The sequence below is a fragment of the Dolichospermum sp. LEGE 00240 genome (genome assembly GCF_015207875.1).
Classification (GTDB): domain Bacteria; phylum Cyanobacteriota; class Cyanobacteriia; order Cyanobacteriales; family Nostocaceae; genus Dolichospermum; species Dolichospermum gracile.
This window is the reverse complement of record NZ_JADEVZ010000021.1, coordinates 21,528-43,432: the sequence shown is the minus strand read 5'-3', so window position 1 is coordinate 43,432 and position 21,905 is coordinate 21,528. Positions and strand designations below refer to the sequence as shown.

Sequence of the window (21,905 nt, the reverse complement as noted above, 5' to 3'; positions counted from 1 at the left end):
AGGATTAATTAACAAAAAGATTAATAATGTCGGGTTTCCTTGCGTCAACCCAACCTACGGAATTTACCCGAAAATCGCTGTAATTTATTATTTCTCTATCATGGATAAACAGCAATTAAAAAAATTGCTTATCGGCGATTTAAATTGGAAGCGAATGTTAAAATCTCTCATTTTTATTTACGCGTTTTTTGCTGTCTATGTGTATTTCCGCGCTGACAGCATGATTTTTCTCCCTCAACCATCCAGCTATCAAGATAATCAGGATATTCTCAAGATAGAAACCGCAGAGAATAAACATATTTCTGCAATCTATTTACCAAATTCTCAAGCTAAATATACCATTCTTTATGCCCATGGTAATGCTGAAGATTTGGGATATATAAAACCACATTTACAAAAAATCCGAGATTTGGGTTTTAGTGTCTTTGCTTATGATTATCGCGGTTATGGAACAAGTGAAGGAACTCCTACAGAAAAAGCTGCTTATCAAGATATTGATACTGCTTACAATTATTTAATCCAAAAATTAAAGATTTCTCCTCAACAAATTATAGTTTTTGGGCGTTCCGTTGGTGGTGGTTCAGCCGTAGATTTAGCATCTAAAAACCCTGTAGCTGGGTTAATAGTTGAAAGTAGCTTTACTTCTATTTTTCGAGTAGTTGTTCCTGTACCAATTTTACCATTTGATAAATTTACTAACCTCGACAAAATCAAAAAAGTCAAATATCCAGTTTTGATCATTCATGGTAAATCTGATGAAATTATTCCTTTTAGTCATGGAGAAAAATTATTTGCTGCTGTATCATCTCCCAAACTTTCTTTTTGGGTAGATAAAGCCAGCCACAATGATTTATCCTTTGTTGCAGGTGAAAGGTATTGGGAAATATTAAAAAAGTTCGCTGATTTAGTTGAGAAAAATCCTACTAAATAGGGTTTGCTGAAAAAGTTGTCTGTGAAGGGAGGTGACAGGTGCTACGCCACGGGGACAGTTTCAGGTATCTGTCATTCCCAAACTTTTAAGTTTATTAGAGGTAAAATACTCCGTTTTGGTACTACCCCCCTCAAAAACCTTGCACCTATTTTCCTTTTTATCAACCTCAAACCTTTGATTCATTTACGTTTTACATTTTTTCAGCAAGCCCTAAATAGAAAATAATACCAATTTAAAAAATGATCTAAATAATCTAAATGTAGGTTGGGTTAAGCGACAGCGCAACCCAACAAAAAGATTAATCAACAAAAAGATTAATCAACAAAAGGATTAATAATGTTGGGTAACATACGTCAACCCAACCTACCTAATTACGAGATCCAAATACCATGAAATCCGTAGGGGACACGCTGGGGAATTATTACCCGCGCTATGGGTTCACTGGTGATATCTTGGGCGTTAATAATTACGAGTTCTGATGTTTGGGAATTTTCATCATAAACAAATGTTACTAACCATCCTGCATCTTCAGCAGTACCATGAGGATGAGGTGCAAACACGGCTTCTCCACCATAACGATTTTTACCAAATTCATGGGTTTGGGACGTACCATTTTCAAAATCATATTTGATTAGACCATCAAATAAGGGATTTTGACTATTTGCCATTTTTCCTACATAGCCATATTGGGTTTTTCTCCCTAACAGGTTTTCGTTGACACGGGGAAATTCTCCCGGTACGTCATCGAGTTTTTCTTCAGTAACTGCACCTGTAGAAAGGTTAAACCGCCAACGATGTAAATAAGGAATGTCTCCTTTTTCCTCACGGTGTGTATTGTCAGAAACCAGGACATTAGTAGAATTCATGCGACAAGCGATAAGTACCACTTCGTCTCCAGTTTCGTAAGCATTGAGGGTGTGGAAGACATAGCAAGAGGGACTTTCAAACCACCGAATATTACTGTTGTCACCATGACGAGGCATTATACCAAAACGACTGGGGCGATCGCTCTCAAACATCATCATTGGTTCTCCCTGCTGCATTCGCTCGACACTAAATGTCAGAGGTAAATCCATGAAAATGGTATAATTTTCCGTAATGGCGAAATCGTGCATCATCACCGCTGTGGGTATTTCTATCGGTACTGTTCGTAATAACTCACCTTGGGCGGAAACTACGCCATATTGTAGATAAGGTGGTCTCAAACCGTAACCAAAAAACATCATCTCCCCAGTGACGGGATCTACCTTGGGATGGGCAGTAAAGGGGGAAACCAGTTTATCATTATAGGTATGTTCCCCAATAGTTGCTAAATCGGGAATGTTGATGTGATGAGGCGCACCTCCTTCCCATAGTGCTAAAAGCTGTTGATTGTGCCACACCAAAGCTGTATTAGCGGTATTTTTCCCCGGTCCGTGAGGGTTGTCCATTTGCGGTGGTTCTAAAAGTCCACTCCACACAGCTTTACCCGCTTCATGTTCAATCTTCCATCCTCTAGTTCTCACATAGCGATTGTGATAGGTGGCTTTCCCGTCCTTAATTTGGACACCATGCAACATTCCATCACCATCAAACCAGTGATATTGACCAAGAGGACTCCATTGCGGGTTGGGTCCATTACGAACAAACATCCCTGATAATGCTGGAGGGATTTCTCCAATAACTTCCAAGGTATCAGTAGATATTTCGGTGTTTATGGGGGCAAAGTTGCCCGCTAAATAAGGATTTACGGCTGTTGATGCGGTCATACTCAGTGAGTTTAGATGGAGACACTGTATTTAATATAATTATGGTTGGCTATTTGTAAACTGTCCGTTCGCTGATTTTGAATAGACAACAGGAATTAAAGTCTTGAAGAAAAAGGAAGACAGAGATTTTGTTCTCCACAGAGCGAAGGAAGGATTGAAGCGGGAGAGGAGTAGGGTATTATCAGGGGAGTTGAGGGGAAGGGGAATAAAACAGTGGAAATAAGTTCAGAGCGAATAGACGACATACATTATCACACAGCCAGATCATCGTTTATGTGCAGTAGAAAGATGGGTGTGATGATAGACTGGCCAGAGTCGTAGAAGAATTGGGCAAACAAGACTCCGAAAACTTCGCTAATTCTCAACTCCGAGGTTTAGAACAACGTCTCAACGCGGCTGAAAATGCTCTTTTGAAGCTGGCTGCCAAACCGGGAAAGGATTTAGTACAACTCGATGAAAAAATTGAGATAAATTACATCCTGTACATCCTCAAGTCCTGGACATCCTGATTCAGACAAAAAATCCGTGTTAATCCGCGTTTATCTGTGTTCACCTCTGAATCAAGAAAAATAGGCGATCGTTTAAAATTGGGGTTGTGTGCGATAGCGAAGCGCTGCTGCAAGCAGTTCATTTAGAATTAGGGTGGTTGTGTGCGATAGCGAAGCGCGACCTAGGAATCGTCTAAAATTGCGGTCGCTGATTTTTTTATAAAGCTTAATGGCGATATAATTTAAATAAAGACCGTCATAGACAAGGAAAAAAACAACCATGAGTCAAGCAGAAATTGGAGAATCTTTGCTAACTAGCACAGGTTTTTATAGCCTGTTTCAAACCTTGCCCCTAGAAATTCGACAAGGTTTTTTACAGCTTTTATTTCAAAATAATTCGTCTGAATTGGAAGACTTTATTTTATATTTAGCTTGTGAAAATTCTCGCAAAGAAGGCTTTTTATCTGAATTAGAGTCTCAGTCTCTTTTGGAGAGTTTGCCTTCATGAAGTATGAAATTGCCAAACGCTTTAAAAAAGATCTAGATAAAATTAACGACCAAAAAATTCTTGCAAAAGTTAGAAAATGTATTGAAGCAATTGAAACTTCTGAAACACTATCCGAAATCCCTGATCTTGAACCACTAAAAGGCTTTTCAGGATACTATCGCATTAAATTTGATTACAGTTACCGTATCGGGATTTTCTGGAATGAAGAAGTTATTGAAATTCTCAAAATAGAAAGTCGCGAAGGATTCTACAAAAATTTTCCATAGTGCGATATTTAGGAATAAGTTGGGAGGGCGATAGCGAAGCGCGACCTAGGAATCGTTTAAAATTGGGGGTTGTGTGCGATAGCGAAGCACTGCTGTAAGCAGTTCGTTTAAAATTAGGGGTTTGTGAGCGATAGCGAAGTGCTGCTGCAAGCAGTTCGCGTAAGCGCCACCAAGAAATCGCAAAGGATAAGAAATTTATAGGCGATCGCTGTATGATAATAATGCACTTCCTGTATTACTTGCACAAGAACTTGGGAGTTGTCTTTTCAAGTTAATTCCCGGAAATAAACTCAAATGTCAAGAGATATCTAAACAACTAGCACTTTTTTCTCTCGAGAATTAGAACTATTTATTTTGTTGCTAATTCAGCAAATGCTTAATCAATTTTTGGTAACATATTTCTTACTTTGTTGAGAACAAAGTCATATTCTATTCAAAAGCTGTAAATAGTAAAATCACAAAAATAAAATAAAATCAGTTATCATAAATATAGCTAACTTCATTTTCAATAACTGCCATGACTGCAAATTCTATTTTTCACTTATCCCCCATCATTCGGATCACATTATTAACATTATATATAGCCTTAACATTTCCTTTACCTATTTTAGCTAAAATTACTTCTGCCTCTGTTCCCCCATCATTATTAATCATAGGAATTATCACTGGGTTTGCAATTTTATATGCTGTACTTTCGGAAAGAGTGATAGCAGATGAGGAAAAAATTCAAGTCACTTATCCAGTGTGGATACCACGCTTTTTCCTTCCTGGTTGGTCTTTGCTGTGGTCAGATATTAAAGATTTAAAACCACGTACTACTGGTCAAGGTGGATTAGTCTATTATTTTATCAGTCATGATGGTAAAGGTTATTTATTACCCATGCGTATAGCTGGTTTATCTCGGTTACTTAAGATTGTTCAAGAAAAAACTAATATTAATACTCATGATGTTAACCCTTTCTCACAACCTTGGATGTACATCATTTTATTTGGTTGTACTTTATTATTGCTTTTAGTGGATATTTGGACTATTACTAATAGTATGAGCGCTCTCCCGTAGGTTGGGTTGAAGTATGAAACCCAACCGCTTTTCGTTATCAGGAGGTGCTTCTAATTCAGGGAAAAAAGTTTTATTCCTGACTCGGTGACTCCTGAATTTTGCTGTAATTTCTCTTTGATTAACCTGTCAAAGACATAGGTATCGCTTTTTCCGGATGTTGGGAATATGTCAGTTCGCCTCAAATGGGGTAGTTGTGAGCGATAGCGAAGCGCGACCTAGGAATCGCTGTTTAGGAATAAGTTGGGAAAGCGATAGCAAAGCGCTGCTGCAAGCAGTTCGCTTAAAATTGGGGTAGTTGTGAGCGATTAAGTGATAATACCATGTGACACCCCAGGGTGCGGAATGTGGGTTAAAAAATTAATTTATTGAACGATATAATATAAATAAGAATTAGATTTTTCCAAAGTACAAATAGAGTAAACATCATGCAAGAACAATTAACCGACTATCAACAAGAACTAACAGAACGCATTTCTCATGTTGTAGATAAACTATTTCGGGGTAGTAGCTTCTACATGGTGAAGTTAGATCAATATGAAATGACCCAAATGTTAATGGAATTATTTAGCAGATTTTCCCCAGAAGAAATGAGAGCAATTAAAGAACATGATTTAACCAGAAGAATTGATAAAATTCTTGTATTAGAAGCTGTTGCTGGGACATTAAACGATTTAACACCAGAAGAAATAGCGATTTTTGATGCAGCAGTAGCAGGAAAATAAAACCGTGAATTATTTACTGGATTCAAATATCGTTAGTTACATTTTGAAAAAGAATACCATTGTGGATAATAAACTCCGAGAAGTCAATATTCAGGGAGGAATGGTATTTATTAGCTGCATTACTTATTATGAAATCAAGAGAGGACTTTTATCTATTAATGCTGTCAAGCAATTGTCTGAATTTCATATTTTTTTTCAAAAATATCAAACATTATTTTTAGATGATTTAGAAATTATTGAAAAATCCTGTGAAATTCATGCCAAATTAAAAGCTAAAGGTACTCCTATCCAAGATGCTGATGTTTTAATAGCAGCTACAGCAATTGTCCGTGATTTAATTCTCGTTTCTAATGATTCTGATTTATTAAGAATTGAAGAACTTAAATTAGAAAATTGGTTGTGATAAAAATTTAGGAATAAGTTGGGAGTGCGATAGCGAAGCGCTGCTGCAAGCAGTTCGTTGAAAATTAGGGTGGTTGTGTGCGTGAGCGTTGCGCGACCTAGGAATCGCTGTTTGGGGATGTGGGGTGCGATCGCCTATACCCAGACCTAATGCGATCGCCTTAATAATCCCGTAACTTGTGACATAATCATAATGTAAATTTTAGGAATAGAAATTTAAAATTTAGTATAATAATGAATTAAGTTAGAATTTACTTGGGATTCACAAAAAGCCGAGAGTAATATTCAAAAGCATGGAATCAGTGTTTATTATCGCCTTTTAGTTGTTTGTCATTGTTATCGAGAAAATGATCCAATAATTAGGATTATTTCAGCAAGGAAAGCAAATAAACTAGAACAGAAACAATATCAGGAGTTCCTATGAGAGAAAATTATGATTTTTCTAAATCCGTCAAAAATCCCTATTCTAAACAATTAAAAGAACAAGTTACAATTGATTTAGGAAAGGATATTATTCAATACTTTGAAGAAATAGCTCAAGAAACAGGTATTTCTTATTTGAATTTAATTAATCTTTATTGGCGTGAATGTATGCAAAATAAACGTAAATTATCGTTGATAGAAAGCAACAATTAAATCTGTATTTCCATCGGCGATAGCGAAGCACTCCGTAGGAGTCGCTTATGGGTTAGTTGCCGATGAGCCTGTATTAATAACAACAATATCTCTAGTGTCAAATACTGCTGTTCACTCAAATGCTTTCGGAAAATTGTTTGATATGATTGTGGTAACATTTTTTGCTTCGGGGGCTTCTTTGTCCCTATTTTTTTACTCCCTTATTTTCTCAAATTATTGCCACATCTCATCTTCAACCGCCTTGTCACCCGTTAAGGAAAATGTGGGGATGATTTTGTTTATTCTGATATGGCTAACGCCACGCTACGCTATCAGACAATTACAACATTAACCACCAACAAACAAATGAGCCATTACATCCTGTACATCCTCAAATCCTGGACATCCTGATTCTGACAAAAAATCTGTGTTCACCCCTGAATCAAGGATCAAAAATACACTAATTATCTTTTATATGGTTGTATTGTTATTAAACCTGGAATAACAGCATAATGCTTTACATTAAATATATGTAATGGTAAACCGAAAGCAATTGATGTTTGACGGATCAAAGCATCAATTAACCTCGCTACATAACCAGGTAAAGCAATTTCTTCCTCGAAACTGTCACCTGTCCCCGTGGCGTAGCACCTGTCACCTCCCCTCACAGACAACTTATTCAGTAAACCCTAAATAGAAAAAAACTTATTCGTGAATAACAGCTTTTGAAATTCTAACGCAGGTAATGCTGGACTATATATAAAACCTTGGATTGCATCACAGTTATTTTCTCGTAGAAATGCCAATTCTGGCTCAGTTTCTACCCCTTTAGAAATAATTTTCAGATTCAAATCATGTCCTAATTGAATCAAGCTTTTGGTAATTGCTGCTTTGCGGTAGTCATCATTAATATTTTGAATAAAGTCACGATCAATTTTGAGTGTATCCATTGGCAACTGTTTAAGATACATTAATGAATTATTACTCACTCCAAAATCATCAATGGTAATTTTTATCCCTAAAGAGCGTAATTTTTCCATAGCAGTTATAGCCACATTCATATCTTCCATAATCATGCTTTCGGTTAATTCAAGCTCTAGAAAATTTGATTGAATATTATGGCTAGATATCAAGTGGATAACCTTGGGAATTAAATCTAGCTGGTTAAATTCCAAAGGTGACAGATTCACCGCTATCGTTAAGTCATGAATGCCAATATCTTGCCAAACTTGCATTTGTTGGCAAACGGTTTTTAACACCCAATTACCAATATCAATAATTAAGCCATTAGACTCTGCTAAAAGAATAAATTCCCGTGGTGCAACTCTTCCCAGTTCGGGACTTTGCCATCGCAACAAGCTTTCTGCGGAAGTAATTCTCCCAGTATTGATATCAACAATTGGTTGATAATGAACTTCAAAACCATCAAAATTATTCTCTTTTATTGCTAGAGTTAAATTATTTAAAACTAACTGCATTCTTGGTGTTAATTTATGAGTACCAACCAACCAGTTTTGCTTTAGGTTTGCATATTTTTCTAACTTATTCAGAATAGCACTTAATAATTCATCCCTCGTAAAAGGCTTATTTAGATAATCATCTGCACCCACATTTATCCCCTGACGAAAATCGGATTTGTCCGTATTAGCAGTCAAAAAAATAAAAGGAATAGTTGATGTTAATGGCTCCTGACGCAACGCTTTTAACACGCCATAACCGTCTAATTCTGGCATCACTATATTACAAAGAATTAAATCTGGAACTTCTAACCTAGCAACTTCCAAGCCTATTTTACCATTAGCAGCCGTAACAGTTTCAAAATTCTCAGCTTCTAGTATATCTAATAAATTATCTCGTCCTGATTCCTCATCGTCAATAACTAGAATTTTCGACATAATTAACCTCATTTTCACGATGATTATTTCAATTTAAAATACGTAAAGTGAATTTTAAAGCTATAACAACTTGATTGATGGGAAAAATTCTCTATAAACTAATATTTAGGGTTTGCTGAAAAGGTTGTCTGTGACGGCAGGGAACAGGAAAAACTCATGTTTAAAAACATGAGATTGAAATAATGACACTGTTTTTTTCGTGCTACGCATCTTTTAAAAACATTTTTTTTGAGTGAGCTTTAAACTGGTGAAACTTTAGTTTCTTATCTGTTCCCTTTTTTTGTAAGCAATGCCTATCAAGGATATTATACAATGGGTAATGCCCACGTCATTTAAAATTGTGTAAATATTATTGATAATTTCCATAGATATAGCCCGGATTTCTCACAAACAATGCGATCGCAATCTATATAATCCTTATAGAGAGACGGTTTCGGGCATTTTTCATGAAGTTGATTTTTGATGCAGTGTGAAAACCCAGAATCCAGATTTTATAAGGGTTTGAGGATTTTGGTGGGAAATCCGGGATAGGACTCCTATTTGATTCTTGATAGCTTGCGTGGCGTAGTCATAGAAAACTCGGTACACCTTCATATTCTGAAATCCTCTTGCCTTTTGCCTTCCTACGCAGGAAAATTCACAGAATCAAACCGGAGTCCTATAGGTGGACATTAAAAATTATTGTTATGACAAGGGAACAGGGAGCGAATTTTATTCTTTCTCCTGATTCGGTGACTCCTGCTCCCTGCTATAAACTAAGCTAACTTAGCAATTTCACCTGCCATGAATTTAGCAATCTGACTAAGTTTTTCCGGTGAGTTGGTTTCCATGTACACTCTCACCAAAGGTTCTGTTCCAGAAGGACGCAGTAACACCCAGCTACCCTCTTCTAAATACAGTTTAATACCATCTTTCCTGCCCACCTCTTTCACCGGAATTCCTGCCACTTCTGAGGGCGGATTTTGGGTGTAGGAATCAATCACTGCGACTTTGTGATCTTCCGTGAGGTGTAAATCCAAGCGATTGTTATACAAGGGTCCATCAGCTTCAGCTATAGCTTCCTGTACCAACTGACTTAAAGGCTTACCTTCATAAGCGATCGCCTCAGCTACTAGCATATCTGCTAAAACCCCATCTTTTTCGGGAATATGGCCAATGATACTTAAACCACCGGATTCTTCTCCACCAATCAAAACAGCAGTTTCTCGCATTTTCTCGCCAATGTATTTAAAACCCACCGCAGTTTCATAAATTTGCAAGCCATACTTAGCAGCAAAATTATCTAATAAATGCGTAGTTGCCACAGTCCTAACAATTGCACCGCTCTTACCCTTGTTTTTAATCAAATGCCGTGCTAGAACTAACAGCACTGTATTGGGAGTAAGGACATTACCTTGTTCATCAACAATACCAAAGCGATCGCTATCACCATCGGTAGCCAAACCCAAATCCGCATGATCAGCCTTCACGGCTGCCACCAACTCAACTAACTGTTCCCCTTTGGGTTCAGGCATACCACCGCCAAACAGCACATCTCGCCAATCGTGGAAACTTTCTAATTGACAACCACAGTGTTGCAAGACTTCATCTAAATATCCCCGTGAGGTAGAATAAAGGGCATCATATTTGACCTTTAAATTCGCACTTTTAATTTTTTCCACATCCAACAAGGTGTAGATAAAATTTAGATAATCGGGCTTTGGATCAAAAGTAGAAATTGTCCCAGATGGGTTACTTCCAGGTAACTCATCCGATGCTGTTTCTATGTTGGCGACAATAGTATCAGTAATTTCTGGAGTTGCAGGACCTGCATAATCGGGAATATATTTAATCCCACAATAGGGTGCAGGATTATGACTAGCAGTAAACATCAAAGCCCCTGCGGAATTGAGCAGACGGGCATTGTAGGCAATTACTGGGGTGGGACAATCCCGATCAGTAATTTTCACATTCCAGCCCAAATCCGCCAAAACTGCGGCAGATGCGCGGGCGAACTCGTCAGCTAAAAACCGTGTATCGTAGGCAATTAAAACAGGTTTGTCCTGACTATAGGCCGTTTTTAGATAACTAGCGATCGCTCTCGTTACTTTCCGTACATTAGGAAAAGTAAAATCATCGGCAATAATTCCGCGCCATCCATCAGTCCCAAACTTTATCTTACCGGAATTGCTAGGGTTACTCATATTGCCACTCTCTCCCGTGCATGATTATTGCTATTTACTATTAGGAAGCATCCCGCAAAGCTGTGGAACAGCCACTAAGCCGCAAGTATCCCCAAGGTAATTTCTCTCACTCTACATGAGCAATGTCAACCCCCGATAGACCCTTTGTTAGTTACCACCTTTGGTCTTTATTTGCCCCCAGTCGGGGACAGGAGCATTGGCATTGCCAAATGAGAAGAGGATTTATTAAAGCGCGACAGCATGAACCAAAAGTCAAGTCTCTGTTGGTAACAGCTACTCCACCCCAGCGCATTGGCATTCTTGCCCAAAAAGGTGTGTATGAGTTTCACCGTCATCTGCATTGGTTAACTCAGGTTGATGGCGTGGAAAAAGTAGCGAGGTTATTGGGATTGAGTCAGACTCATGAAACAGTTAAATATCGGGTATTACAAATTTTAAGAAAATATCAAAATGCCCCTTTATTGTTGGGTAAGCGGATTCTGGAATTAACTTCCGGTGATGAAGGTTTCCCCAAACCAATTGTGATTGAAAAACAAGATTATTGCTTTCGGTTATATGCCGCTATGGACTGTATATTTATTGAGTCTGATAGCACCTTACATATTTTAGATTTTAAAACGGGTAGATCTGCCTTTGACCACAGACAAGCACTAGTTTATTTACTGGCAGCCCGTTATCTTTATCCTGGCAAACCCGCAGTTGCCTCTTTTTATAATTTGGAAGTTGGCAAAAAATCGGAATTAATTACTATTAGTAATAGTGAGTTTAAAGCCTTAGAATCTGAGTTAGCAAATATTGCCCATCAACATCAAGAAGATTTGCAACAATATGAAGCTAAAAATAGCAACTTCAGTCAAATATTTCCCCCAAATCCCGGAAACCATTGCCGTTTTTGTGCCTTTAGTTCTATCTGTGAATTTGCTGATTTAAAACTACCAAAATCTTATTCGATGCCAATTACAAAATCTCATCCTTCTCCCACATCTTCGTGAGTCGTACTTTGGTGATTTGGGCTTTGGTTAGTTGTTATATGGGACGGTTGGTGATTTGGTTATGACCTGAGTTCGGTGTTAGGAGTTTCTCCTTCGGAGACGCTACGCGAACAGAGTTATGATTTCTTCAACGAGATCATAAGGGTTTGAGACTCATATTTGGGGCAGTTTTCCAAAAATTATCTTATGTCGAACTCAGGTGGGTTATGCTACCGGAGAAAAAATTTCTATGCCCAATTAGAAAATAAACCTTAATTACTGGTATTATATGGTTGAGGCATTTCTTTTATTCATACTGTAAATGCCCATTTTTTAATTTCTGGAGCTATTCAATGTCAATTTACGTCGGTAATTTGTCCTATCAAGTCGGAGAAGAAGACCTCAAGCAGGTTTTTGCAGAATATGGAACTGTAAAAAAAGCTCAACTACCTATTGACCGAGAAACCGGACGCGTCAGGGGTTTCGGCTTTGTAGAAATGAGTTCAGATGCAGAAGAAGCAGCAGCAATTGAAGCGCTTGATGGTTCTGAATGGATGGGACGCAACTTGAAGGTTAATAAAGCTAAACCCAGAGAAGAGCGTGGTGGTGGACGGGGTGGTGACGGTGGCGGCTATTCTCGCCGTTACTAAATTTTCACATCCACAATCAATCATAATTTTATCAAGACAGACACAATATGTGTCTTTTTTAAGTCCTATGGCGGATTTTATCTGAGTGCTGATATTGTAGTTAAGGAACAAGTCAACTTTTTAGTTTTCGGAGCTATTCAATGTCAATTTACGTTGGTAATTTATCCTATGAGGTTACAGAAAATGACCTAACTGGGGTTTTCGCAGAATATGGAACCGTGAAGAGAGTCCAACTACCCACTGACCGGGAAACTGGTCGGAAAAGAGGTTTTGCCTTTGTAGAAATGGGAACAGACGCAGAAGAAACAGCCGCAATCGAAGCGCTTGATGGCGCTGAATGGATGGGACGTAGCTTAAAAGTTAACAAAGCTAAACCCAAAGAAGATCGTGGTGGTGGTGGACGTGGTGGATATGGTGGTGGTAGCGGTGGTGGACGCAACCGTTACTAAGCTTTAACATCCACAACAGATTGTAATTTTATCAAGACAGACACAATATGTGTCTTTTTTAAGTCCTATAGCGGATTTTATCTGGGTGCTGATATTGTAGTTAAAGAACGAGTCAACTTTTTAGTTTTCGGAGCCATTTAATGTCAATTTACGTTGGTAATTTATCCTATCAGGTTACAGTGGACGCTTTAACGGAGGTTTTTAAAGAATATGGAGAGGTTAAGAGAGTTCAAATACCTACTGATCGGGAAACTGGGCGTGTAAGAGGTTTTGCCTTTGTAGAAATGGGATCAGATGCGGAAGAAGCAGCAGCAATTGCTGCACTTGATGGTGCTGAATGGCTGGGACGCGACTTGAAGGTTAACAAAGCTAAACCCAAAGAAGATAGAGGAGATAGAGGTTCTTTTGGTGGTGGTGGATCTGGACGTGGTGGATATGGTGGTGGTGGACGCGATCGCTACTAAATTTTGCCATTAAAACTCTAAGCATCATATTTTCAGGACAGAGAAAATCTCTGTCTTTTTTAATGTATACAAAAGCTTAAATTTATGCTATAGTGGTATGCAATTGAATTTAGATACATCCTAGCCCCCTCCTCGCTTGCGGAGAGGGGGTGGGGGGTGGGGTTCTTGTATCTCACTCAACCGAGAACCGCTATATTGTACTATCTCTCAACTTTTTAAGAGATTTATCAAGACCTCAGCAAGCCCTATTTATTTTTAACAAAATCTCTTAAAGAATGATAAGTCAATCCCACCAAAATTAATACTAAAAGCAATATTCAATTGTTCCAAAGTTCCCACTAACCAGCCAACAGTGTCAGTGGTGTAAGATTCATAGTGATTAAACAAAATTGCAAATTTTCTTTCTAAATATGGTTTGACTTTTCCACAAATGAGGACAATTTTTAGTAGTAAGCCCATTGTGGGGACTGTTCCTTGATTACTAATTAAATCTAGGAAAACAAAGTGCTGTGGTGATGATTGGTTATTAACAACTAAATAGTTTAATAAATTGCTGCAAGTTTTCACTAATAATAAATCATTAATTTTTTGCTCATCGGCTTGAGGTAAAATATCTTGTAAATATTTATATAGTTTTCGGTTGAATTGTTTTTTCCCGTATTGCTTGTCTACAGAAGATATCAAATATTCATATAAATCATCTTTAAAATCACGAAAATTTTTCGCTTGTCCGCCATATTTTATGAACTGTTGGGCAGATTCATGATATGTATTGCCATGTTCAACTTTACCCACAAAATGTTTTAATGTGGTGTATAACTCACTATCAGTTAATAATGTAGGATTATCTATAGGGCGCAAAATTCGTAAGGATTCAGCAGTTGAAGTGTTTTGCAATGCCTGAATTTGCCGCACTTTATAAGTTACATATTGTGATAAATCAATTTCAAATTTCTTTTGTACCTGTGATTGAAAATGTTTAACAGTTTCTTTTTGTTCAATAGTGGAGTTGTCGTTCATTAAACAATGTTCATATAGATAAGGATAACGGCGAATTAAGGTCATCAGTGGTTGATTATCTTGCCTCTTAGCTACAGGATGAGTCTCATTTACTACTTGAGTAAATCTCTTTAAAATTAAATACTGTTCGCTGCTGACAAACTGTTTAACTAATTCCCGTAAACGGCTGATTTCGCGGCAACGTAAATTGTTAATTTTATAAGTAGTAGGTATAGCATTAAATAAACCTATCAAATCGTCAATTGCACTATGTAGCAGGGGGTTCATGTGCCAGTAGTTGATGAGAATATGGCAACACCGATTCAGGAAAAACTGAAATTCTTCAGATGCGTGCTTAGATGCGGTAATCTTGTCTAAAATTGAGATAATTTCTGGTTCAGGATAATTCGCTCTTTCAATAAATAATGCCCGAAATCTATCCAACATTTGGTTGGGAGATTCTTTTCGCACTAAGTTTAGTAAGTGTTGATAGATTAACTGTTCTTCATGGTAACAGTCATGGTAATGGTGATCATAGTCCAATTTTCGACCAATTAATTTCGTTGAATGTGCTTGGGGAACTGTTTTATCTGGGTTAATATCAATTCTGTTTCTCACTTTTCATTACCTATAAGCTGGAATCAATGTAATTTTTTATATGTTTTCTTAAAACTATTAACCGTATAAACCCGGTTTTACGATGATTTTTTAATTTGTACAGTTTAGTCTAATGCTGCTGCGGATATTTTACCACATAACATAGGACTTCACTGAGAACTAAACATGAAGTGGACAAGGTATTGCCTAATCTTAAATTTTTAATTAAGAAACATCAGTGATTATGATCACCAAGAAATAGTAATCCTAAAATTTGGTATAAATTGGAGAATTTTGTGTAGTTTATTTTCTACTAAAGTCAGCGTTTGGAAAATCTAGCAGGAGTAAAACACCTGTGTGGGGTGAGTTTTATGATTAATTGATGTTTTGACGACTTTGGTTGTTATTATTACTCATCTTTTAGTGGGGTGCTAATTAGCAAATAGGCCTCCTTCGCAGCCGCTTGTTCAGCGGCTTTAATAGAACGTCCTTTACCTTGTCCCAACATTTTTTCATGTAGCCAAACTTCAGCAAAGAAGCGTTCATGAGTACGGTGGGGTTGACTAATTTCTAAAACTCGATATTCTGGAAGGACTTTGAATTGTGCTTGAGTCCATTCTTGCAAGGCTGCTTTATAATTGAGTCTGGCAGGATCAAGACGAATTTCTGTGGTTAGCTGTTGGAAATGGGGATCTAACCAAGGACGAATTAGGTTAAGATTGTTGGTGCTAAGGTAGAGTGCCCCTAGAACGGCTTCAAAGGAGTCTGCTAATCGTGATTCTTGGCCGATATGATCAGCCGTAGCACTACCAGCCACCAATAAATATAATTCTAAACCATATTCTCTTGCTAATTGGGCGAGAATGCGATCGCTCACCAACACCGAGCGAATAGCCGCAAAATCACCAACTGAACAATCAGCATAATGTTCCCATAATACCACGGCAGCCACTAGGCGTACCACTGCATCGCCAACAAACTCTAGCTGTTCATAGTTGGCAGTATCAGAAACCGTGGGATGAGTGAGTGCTAAATCTAACAATTCCCATTTAATAGGTGCATTTAGTGACAAACCTAACTTTTGGACTAAACTTTCAAGCTGCCGTTGACGGCGGGGATAAACGCGGGACATTGAGTAAGTTGGGAAAAAAGGGCTAATCACTCTTAACTTAGCATTAAATTATAGGGTATAAATAAAAGTTGTTTTTTCTGCAAAAACTTACAGTGTCAATATTCTCGAAAGTTGAACTATGTGGAGAATGTGGAATTGGCGATCGCTAGTCTTGCAGTTAGCATTAGTTACACTCCAAGGCTCTTGGTCTCTTTTTTTACTTTTAAGTTCCCCGATTATTAAATCATTTGGGAATATTTACCATCCTAGACGTTTAGCAACATCCGTAACATTAATAACAGATGCCACTAATTTATAACAAAATATTTCCTCACTTTGAAATGAAGGTTGAAAAGGTTCACTTAAACTTATTGTTAATCTAAATTTATCAGGTTCAAAATTTTCCAAGTTGAGTTTTTCTATGACTTCTTCGCAGGAATATATTCCCATTTCTAAAAAATCAAGTTTATCTATCCAAATTGGATCTGTAATTGGTAAATCATAAAAATGATTACATAAATAAAAAAGACATCTGCAAGTTTTCTTATTCGCAGAATTATATTTGATCTCCCATTTTAAATTTTCTGGATTAATCATTATTAATGAATATCTAATCTGGGATATTTGTAGATCTTCATAACGGATACGTTTCCCAAAATTACCCAATAATTTAGGTTCAGAAGAATTTCTTTTAATTTCTGGTTTAATTAATTTTCGTACTTGTTCTAAAGTAGCTTGTCCTAAAATCTGCCATTTATAACTATAATGAATCAGATAATTTTCTGGCTGATGACATTTTGGTTCATGTCTAATTATAGGAATTCTCACCACATCAAATAATTGCACCTCTCTACCATTCCTATCCTTATAATGTTCTGGATATAGAGTTCCATCTTTTTTGTTAGAAACTGGTCGTAACCACCCTGTACCATCGGTTTTAATACCTGCAAGACAAATTCCGCCATGCTTAGTGGATTTAGCAAGACAAATAATATCAAACGTCAGCATTGTTAAACTTTAATTAGCACCTTAAATAATATTATAAGTAGGTGAACACAATAAAACCAATCTGTGTAAAGAAAAGTAAAATCCCCCAAACCCTCTTCACTATTGCCTCTTGCCTTTTGCCTTGCCATAACGGCGATTTTCAAGGCTAACCTACTTACTTAAAGATGATGAATTTTAATATTTTTTTCTAAGTTACTTTGCAAATATTCAGCCACTAACCGACGATGACAATTATGGGGTTTTAACTCACTACACAATAAACAACTTTTATCTATCATATCTATAGATAACTTCCTTTCAATTTGTCTTTGTGTAATCAATTGGTTAAATTTCTGTTCATAGCTATCCCAAGTTATTTCTTTTTTTTTATAAGCATCTAAAATGTCTTTTGTGGGAGCTAAATCAAGAATATGGATATATTCAATTCCGCCAATTTTCTGGAGAAAATATTGTAAATCTGACTTTTTCGCAAATCCCGCAAGTTGAGAAACATTATTTAAGCGAGTGTCAATAACTCGTTTCACACCTGCTTTTATCAAAGTCTCAAAAAACTGCTCGGCTTTTTTCTGAGTAAAGCCAATAGTAAATAAATTAATTTGTTCATTCATCATCATCTGTTGTTTCTGTATAAGCTACTTTTTCACTTTGTAATTGATATGCTTTTTCTACTAACTCGGCACGGGAAAGAGGTTTTCCTAGGGTTTGGATAGGTTGTAAATCGAATAGAGAAAGCTGTTTAACAGAATTTTGCAAATCAGACAAAACTTTATATAAATTATTCTGTTTTAATACCCGATTTTCTAAATCTTCATTTGTTTCTAAATCTCCATTTTTATGAATATGCTGAATTTCTAAACCAGCATTTTTCAAATGTGGACAAATCAAAATAGCTCGATGACAAACAATGGGATCTTGTTCTGCACACATTAAACTAATTTGATATTTTTCTGAACCTTGAATTAAGCGATTTAAACCGATTTTAAAAGCCTCTGTTGCAGCAATTAAATCATAACGAGCCATACCATCTACATAACAGTTTCTATCACGGGGACGAGCGCCTAAGTTATCTCCCAGGGGAACATAAGCGATATTTGCGGTTTTCAGGGCTGCTTTTAATGCTGATTGGTTAAACTGAGGAAATCGGCGACTATAGGGACTAGAACGCACGTCAGCTAAGGCTGTTACTTGATGTTGATGTAACAGTTCGATAAATGTTTCAATTGCATGATTGGAATGACCAATAGTGAATGTTTTCATAATTTGTTATTATCGGGAATAACACTGAATTACAATTATTTACAGGCATTTTAACTATTATAATGGCAAAAGCTATTTTTTGCGTCATTAATATCTGAGTAAGGATTTACAGGATAAAAAGAAGTAAACAGAGCATTCAAAATAAGATGATAAAACCCTCTTGAGTAAAATGTTGATCATGAGTTAATACTTCAATAATTTCTAATTGATTCATGGTATTCATAGAAATACAATCTGTTAAACTGTAGCCTTTATCTAATCTTTTTTCATATAAATTTAATCCGGCTACAAATGATTCATGATCTTGTGGAATAACTTGAACTGCGGGATTATTCATAATCTGTTTGATAAAATTTACAGTTCGTTTTCTTTGACGACTACCAGAGTTAGAATAAAATGTTAGTACCTCTGTTAATACTTCTTCTGTGGTTATAATTTGGGAATTAGCAATAGATTGACTCACTTTAATAACAGAATCATACCAATCATCTTTGGGGTTTAGTAGTGCTATCCAATAAAAAGTATCAGCAAATATTTTTTTCATATATTATTTTTTAGGAATGCCATAAATATAATGATCATGCTGTTGCGCTCCATCATGGGGTAATTGCTGAAGTTCATCTTCTGTAATATCTTCAGTAATTTCTTGAGCAATTTCCCAAATATTTTTATTAGTTAATTCTTGATTTTTAATTTCATTATTAGGCTGTAGTTGAATAATATTTTTTAAGAGGTTTTCAAATTGATCAATGGGCAAGATAACGGCTGTTTTTTCTCCGTTTTCATTAGTAATATATTGAATTTGTAAATTAATTGTGTTAGCCATTTTGAGAGTCATAGTAATAGTAATATTTACTGGACAATGTTGTTTAAGAAGTGTGAAGTTCTTAATACACAGCTACACCTATTATAACTTAAATTTTTACATGGGGTGAAGACTTGTATTCATAATCATTGTCTGAATCAGGATATCCAGGATTTAAGGATTTACAGGATGTTTAAATATACCCAACTTCTTTGATTAATCCTATCATGTTATAGATGAATTATTTGAGAAGCCGGGGATATACTACTTGATTAATTGTTTAATATCCTGTTTTATCTCCTGACGTTTATTCTCAATTTGAGTTAATATCTCATGTTTGGACTGGTCAGAATTTCTTAAATCTTTCTCTTTAGCTTCAATATCATTTAATTCATCATTATAGAAAGTTAAAACTTCTTCTATATTAGACTCATACTCTTTTCGCATTTCTTCAGCCAGCTTTCTGAACTTTTCTCTTACTTGTGTTCTAGCTTCACGTAGTTTACGCTGATTTTCTTGATATTCTTGTTCCTAAAATTTCTATTGTTTCTTGGCAAAGCTGATTAACTTTTTTGGCTTTTGCATTAAATTGAAAATTTGACATTTTTAATTCTCCTATGGTTATTCTTCAAAGTTAGAAAATTCTGATTCAGGTTCTTGCGTAGTTTTGACAGTTTCAGCAATAGTATGACCTAATTTTTCCTTAATTTCAAATAGTCCCTGTATATATAAATCAACCTGAGCTATTACTTGATAATCGTATTTATTGATACTTTCATAAAAACAATCTTGGCATGATTTAATAGTTGATTGTTTGTTTTCAAATACTTGTTTTTTCAACGAATCTTTTTCTTGTTGAACATCCTTTTTATGATTTTTATCATCTTCTCCAGTTTTCCACTCACCAGCAAAATTAGCTCCTATATGAAATAATCCGGCTGCAACAGTCCAACCTATTGGATTCCACCAATTTGTAGCTAGAGCAATAACACCAACAACAGCACTAACAGCTACACCTGACCGTTTTATCCACTTTCCTGTATCACCTTTATTAAGATTGCTAATCTTAATGTTTTCAATATCTATCTTAATATTATTGACATCATATTCATATTCTTGTGTAAACTCCTTTAGTTTTTCATCCAGTTTTTTAAATATTTCATTTATGACATCTTTCATTCCTTTTTCAAGATTTTTTTGATTAACTATTTTCTGCCATTCTTGCTTTCTTGCGCTAATATCCATATCTGAATATCTCTCAACAAAATTACCTATCTGATCATCTATTTGATTAAACAGTGAATTACATTCAGATTGAATTTTAAGATTACCTTCTTCTTGTGTTTCTAAAAATATATTTCTTAGCTTCTTTCTCTGCTCTACCATCAAGTTCAATTGCTTATGTAATTCTTCCTGGGCTTGATAGAGTTTTTCTTGAATTTCGGTCAAAAAGCTAATTAAGCTATCAGAGAAAGTTGATAATCGCAAATTTTGACCATTAGTATAAATTTGATAGGCAATTAAAGAATATAATTCTTCTATTTTGCTCAATTCCCACAGTTGACTACTATACTTTTGATATTGTTCTTTGGTACTTAAAAATCCAGATTGAGCATGAATAGGAACTATATCTATAGTATGCCAATTCAAATATTCTTGAATATGATTTTTAATATGATGTTTATGTTGTGATAATCTATCTTCATCAAATACCATTTCTGGAATATCAATAAACATCTGTAAATCTTCTAAATCATTGGAAATATCATGTTTAACATTGAGAATTACAGCAAAGTATTTATTAATTTTCTGCAATTGTGCCATTGCTTGAAATTCACCAGGTTGAACAGAATCATCACTGGTTAAAAACAAAACAATATCAGACTGATCAATAATATCATTAGCTTTTTTGGTGTCATCATCACCTTGATAAGCCTCAATTCCAGGTGTATAAAGTAACCGTAAACCTTGCCAAAAATACTCTTTTACATCTCTAGTAGTGCGTTGTGAACCTTTGCCAATTGTACTACCATTACCGCGAGTCAGTGTTTCTCGTAAGGTACTTTTCCCTGCTTTCGTTCTCCCAAATAAAGCAACAGTAAAATTTGTCAGATGTTTTCTTTTCTTATCTAAAGAAATAACTAAATCTTCTAAGAGGATGTTTGAAAAGTTTTAATATATAATTGTATTTTTTTTAAAACATCAATAAATTCAAATCTATCAACATCCTTTTGATTTAATAGTTTATTACTAATATCTCTTGTATCATAGTTCAATACTTTGATGATTTCTTCGGTTTTTTTAACATACTTTAAACTGATATTGTAAGCAGAGTTAGCTGTTTTTGAACATTGTTTTAAAGCAACTTCAAATTCAGCTTGAGGTACTTTTATTTTGGAAATGTCTACCTGATAATTAGATTTTTTTCTATGATTTTTAAATTTACTGGACTTAGAATAATCAGAGCTATTTTCTGGCTGTAAATCAAAATTATGATACCAATTTGGATCAAAAGTTTTGATTTGTTTTCCGTAAATTTTTACAGTTTTAATAGATGTTAATTTGAAATTGGCTATTTCTCTCATGATAACTGGTAACAGTTGATCTTTTTTTGTAACTGCTACTGACTCCAGGGCTATTTTGAGACAATCATTTTTAACAGAGACTTTGGCAATAATGCCGTCAAAGGTTAAGGATTGGTTAAGACAATGAGCGATCGCTTCTGTATCAATTTCCATACGGTAGTCTTTTTTACGTAAATCCCATTAAATCGAGC

General features: G+C 35.8%; 25 protein-coding genes. 12 read left to right on the top strand and 13 right to left on the bottom strand.

The features are described from left to right. The first annotated feature begins 100 nt into the window (after positions 1-100). Positions 101-931, top strand: coding sequence for an alpha/beta hydrolase (locus IQ226_RS09395; RefSeq protein ID WP_193894799.1), 831 nt, complete (start codon positions 101-103; stop codon positions 929-931). 371 nt (positions 932-1,302) lie between these two features. Here the strand turns inward: IQ226_RS09395 and IQ226_RS09390 are convergent, their stop codons facing one another. Continuing rightward, the gene (locus tag IQ226_RS09390) at positions 1,303-2,679 is read right to left on the bottom strand and encodes a carotenoid oxygenase family protein (RefSeq protein WP_193894797.1); all 1,377 of its coding nucleotides are present in this window, start codon (positions 2,677-2,679) and stop codon (positions 1,303-1,305) included. Between the two features lie 326 nt (positions 2,680-3,005). Between IQ226_RS09390 and IQ226_RS09385 the strand changes: the two genes are divergently transcribed. From IQ226_RS09385 to IQ226_RS09350, 7 genes are all read left to right on the top strand, one after another. Next, positions 3,006-3,188, top strand: a complete 183-nt coding sequence (locus IQ226_RS09385; RefSeq protein ID WP_193894795.1) for a hypothetical protein — start codon at positions 3,006-3,008, stop codon at positions 3,186-3,188. A 259-nt stretch (positions 3,189-3,447) separates the two neighbouring features. Further along, positions 3,448-3,675, top strand: coding sequence for a hypothetical protein (locus IQ226_RS09380; protein WP_148761459.1), 228 nt, complete (start codon positions 3,448-3,450; stop codon positions 3,673-3,675). Further along, positions 3,672-3,941: a type II toxin-antitoxin system RelE/ParE family toxin gene (locus IQ226_RS09375; protein ID WP_148761461.1), complete on the top strand. Its 270-nt coding sequence runs from the start codon at positions 3,672-3,674 to the stop codon at positions 3,939-3,941. The genes IQ226_RS09380 and IQ226_RS09375 overlap by 4 nt, the downstream gene beginning before the upstream one ends. A gap of 517 nt (positions 3,942-4,458) precedes the next feature. After that, a complete protein-coding gene (locus IQ226_RS09370; RefSeq protein WP_193894793.1) occupies positions 4,459-5,001 on the top strand; it encodes a hypothetical protein in 543 nt (180 codons plus the stop codon). Positions 5,002-5,426: 425 nt separating this feature from the next. After that, positions 5,427-5,723, top strand: coding sequence for a hypothetical protein (locus IQ226_RS09365; RefSeq protein ID WP_193894791.1), 297 nt, complete (start codon positions 5,427-5,429; stop codon positions 5,721-5,723). Between the two features lie 4 nt (positions 5,724-5,727). Beyond that, the gene (locus IQ226_RS09360; RefSeq protein WP_193894789.1) at positions 5,728-6,126 is read left to right on the top strand and encodes a type II toxin-antitoxin system VapC family toxin; all 399 of its coding nucleotides are present in this window, start codon (positions 5,728-5,730) and stop codon (positions 6,124-6,126) included. Positions 6,127-6,545: 419 nt separating this feature from the next. After that, positions 6,546-6,761, top strand: coding sequence for an antitoxin (locus tag IQ226_RS09350; protein WP_193894788.1), 216 nt, complete (start codon positions 6,546-6,548; stop codon positions 6,759-6,761). Between the two features lie 668 nt (positions 6,762-7,429). Here the strand turns inward: IQ226_RS09350 and IQ226_RS09345 are convergent. Further along, positions 7,430-8,635, bottom strand: coding sequence for an EAL domain-containing protein (locus IQ226_RS09345; RefSeq protein WP_193894786.1), 1,206 nt, complete (start codon positions 8,633-8,635; stop codon positions 7,430-7,432). Between the two features lie 755 nt (positions 8,636-9,390). Then, positions 9,391-10,818, bottom strand: coding sequence for a phosphoglucomutase/phosphomannomutase family protein (locus IQ226_RS09340; protein WP_193894783.1), 1,428 nt, complete (start codon positions 10,816-10,818; stop codon positions 9,391-9,393). A gap of 122 nt (positions 10,819-10,940) precedes the next feature. On the opposite strand from IQ226_RS09340, the gene IQ226_RS09335 reads away from it, so the two are divergent. The 4 genes from IQ226_RS09335 (at position 10,941) to IQ226_RS09320 (ending at position 13,352) form a co-directional block, all read left to right on the top strand. Further along, positions 10,941-11,810: a PD-(D/E)XK nuclease family protein gene (locus IQ226_RS09335; protein WP_193894781.1), complete on the top strand. Its 870-nt coding sequence runs from the start codon at positions 10,941-10,943 to the stop codon at positions 11,808-11,810. A gap of 332 nt (positions 11,811-12,142) precedes the next feature. Further along, positions 12,143-12,439 (top strand): RNA-binding protein, encoded by a 297-nt coding sequence (locus IQ226_RS09330; RefSeq protein ID WP_193894779.1) that lies wholly within the window; start codon positions 12,143-12,145, stop codon positions 12,437-12,439. A 140-nt stretch (positions 12,440-12,579) separates the two neighbouring features. Continuing rightward, complete coding sequence (locus IQ226_RS09325) at positions 12,580-12,888, top strand: RNA-binding protein (RefSeq protein WP_193894777.1); 309 nt, start codon at positions 12,580-12,582, stop codon at positions 12,886-12,888. 140 nt (positions 12,889-13,028) lie between these two features. Then, positions 13,029-13,352, top strand: a complete 324-nt coding sequence (locus tag IQ226_RS09320; protein ID WP_193894775.1) for an RNA-binding protein — start codon at positions 13,029-13,031, stop codon at positions 13,350-13,352. A 255-nt stretch (positions 13,353-13,607) separates the two neighbouring features. Here IQ226_RS09320 and IQ226_RS09315 read toward each other — a convergent pair whose 3' ends face one another. The 10 genes from IQ226_RS09315 to IQ226_RS09270 form a co-directional block, all read right to left on the bottom strand. Further along, the gene (locus tag IQ226_RS09315; RefSeq protein WP_370567110.1) at positions 13,608-14,969 is read right to left on the bottom strand and encodes a hypothetical protein; all 1,362 of its coding nucleotides are present in this window, start codon (positions 14,967-14,969) and stop codon (positions 13,608-13,610) included. Positions 14,970-15,357: 388 nt separating this feature from the next. After that, complete coding sequence (gene rnc, locus IQ226_RS09310) at positions 15,358-16,080, bottom strand: ribonuclease III (protein ID WP_193894773.1); 723 nt, start codon at positions 16,078-16,080, stop codon at positions 15,358-15,360. A 237-nt stretch (positions 16,081-16,317) separates the two neighbouring features. Next, a complete protein-coding gene (locus IQ226_RS09305; RefSeq protein ID WP_193894771.1) occupies positions 16,318-17,067 on the bottom strand; it encodes a hypothetical protein in 750 nt (249 codons plus the stop codon). A 158-nt stretch (positions 17,068-17,225) separates the two neighbouring features. Next, the gene (locus IQ226_RS09300) at positions 17,226-17,681 is read right to left on the bottom strand and encodes a DUF488 family protein (RefSeq protein ID WP_228039336.1); all 456 of its coding nucleotides are present in this window, start codon (positions 17,679-17,681) and stop codon (positions 17,226-17,228) included. Next, positions 17,668-18,324, bottom strand: a complete 657-nt coding sequence (locus IQ226_RS09295; protein WP_193894769.1) for a DUF488 family protein — start codon at positions 18,322-18,324, stop codon at positions 17,668-17,670. Before IQ226_RS09295 ends, IQ226_RS09300 begins: the two co-directional genes overlap by 14 nt. 136 nt (positions 18,325-18,460) lie before the next feature. Then, positions 18,461-18,868, bottom strand: coding sequence for a type II toxin-antitoxin system VapC family toxin (locus IQ226_RS09290; RefSeq protein WP_193894767.1), 408 nt, complete (start codon positions 18,866-18,868; stop codon positions 18,461-18,463). A gap of 3 nt (positions 18,869-18,871) precedes the next feature. Then, positions 18,872-19,162: a hypothetical protein gene (locus tag IQ226_RS09285; RefSeq protein WP_193894765.1), complete on the bottom strand. Its 291-nt coding sequence runs from the start codon at positions 19,160-19,162 to the stop codon at positions 18,872-18,874. A 231-nt stretch (positions 19,163-19,393) separates the two neighbouring features. Further along, entirely contained in the window at positions 19,394-19,576 is a 183-nt protein-coding gene (locus IQ226_RS09280; protein WP_193894763.1) for a hypothetical protein, read from the bottom strand. A 174-nt stretch (positions 19,577-19,750) separates the two neighbouring features. Then, positions 19,751-21,241: a GTPase gene (locus tag IQ226_RS09275; RefSeq protein ID WP_228039340.1), complete on the bottom strand. Its 1,491-nt coding sequence runs from the start codon at positions 21,239-21,241 to the stop codon at positions 19,751-19,753. Positions 21,242-21,279: 38 nt separating this feature from the next. Then, a complete protein-coding gene (locus tag IQ226_RS09270; protein ID WP_193894761.1) occupies positions 21,280-21,867 on the bottom strand; it encodes a hypothetical protein in 588 nt (195 codons plus the stop codon). Between the last annotated feature and the right edge of the window lie 38 nt (positions 21,868-21,905).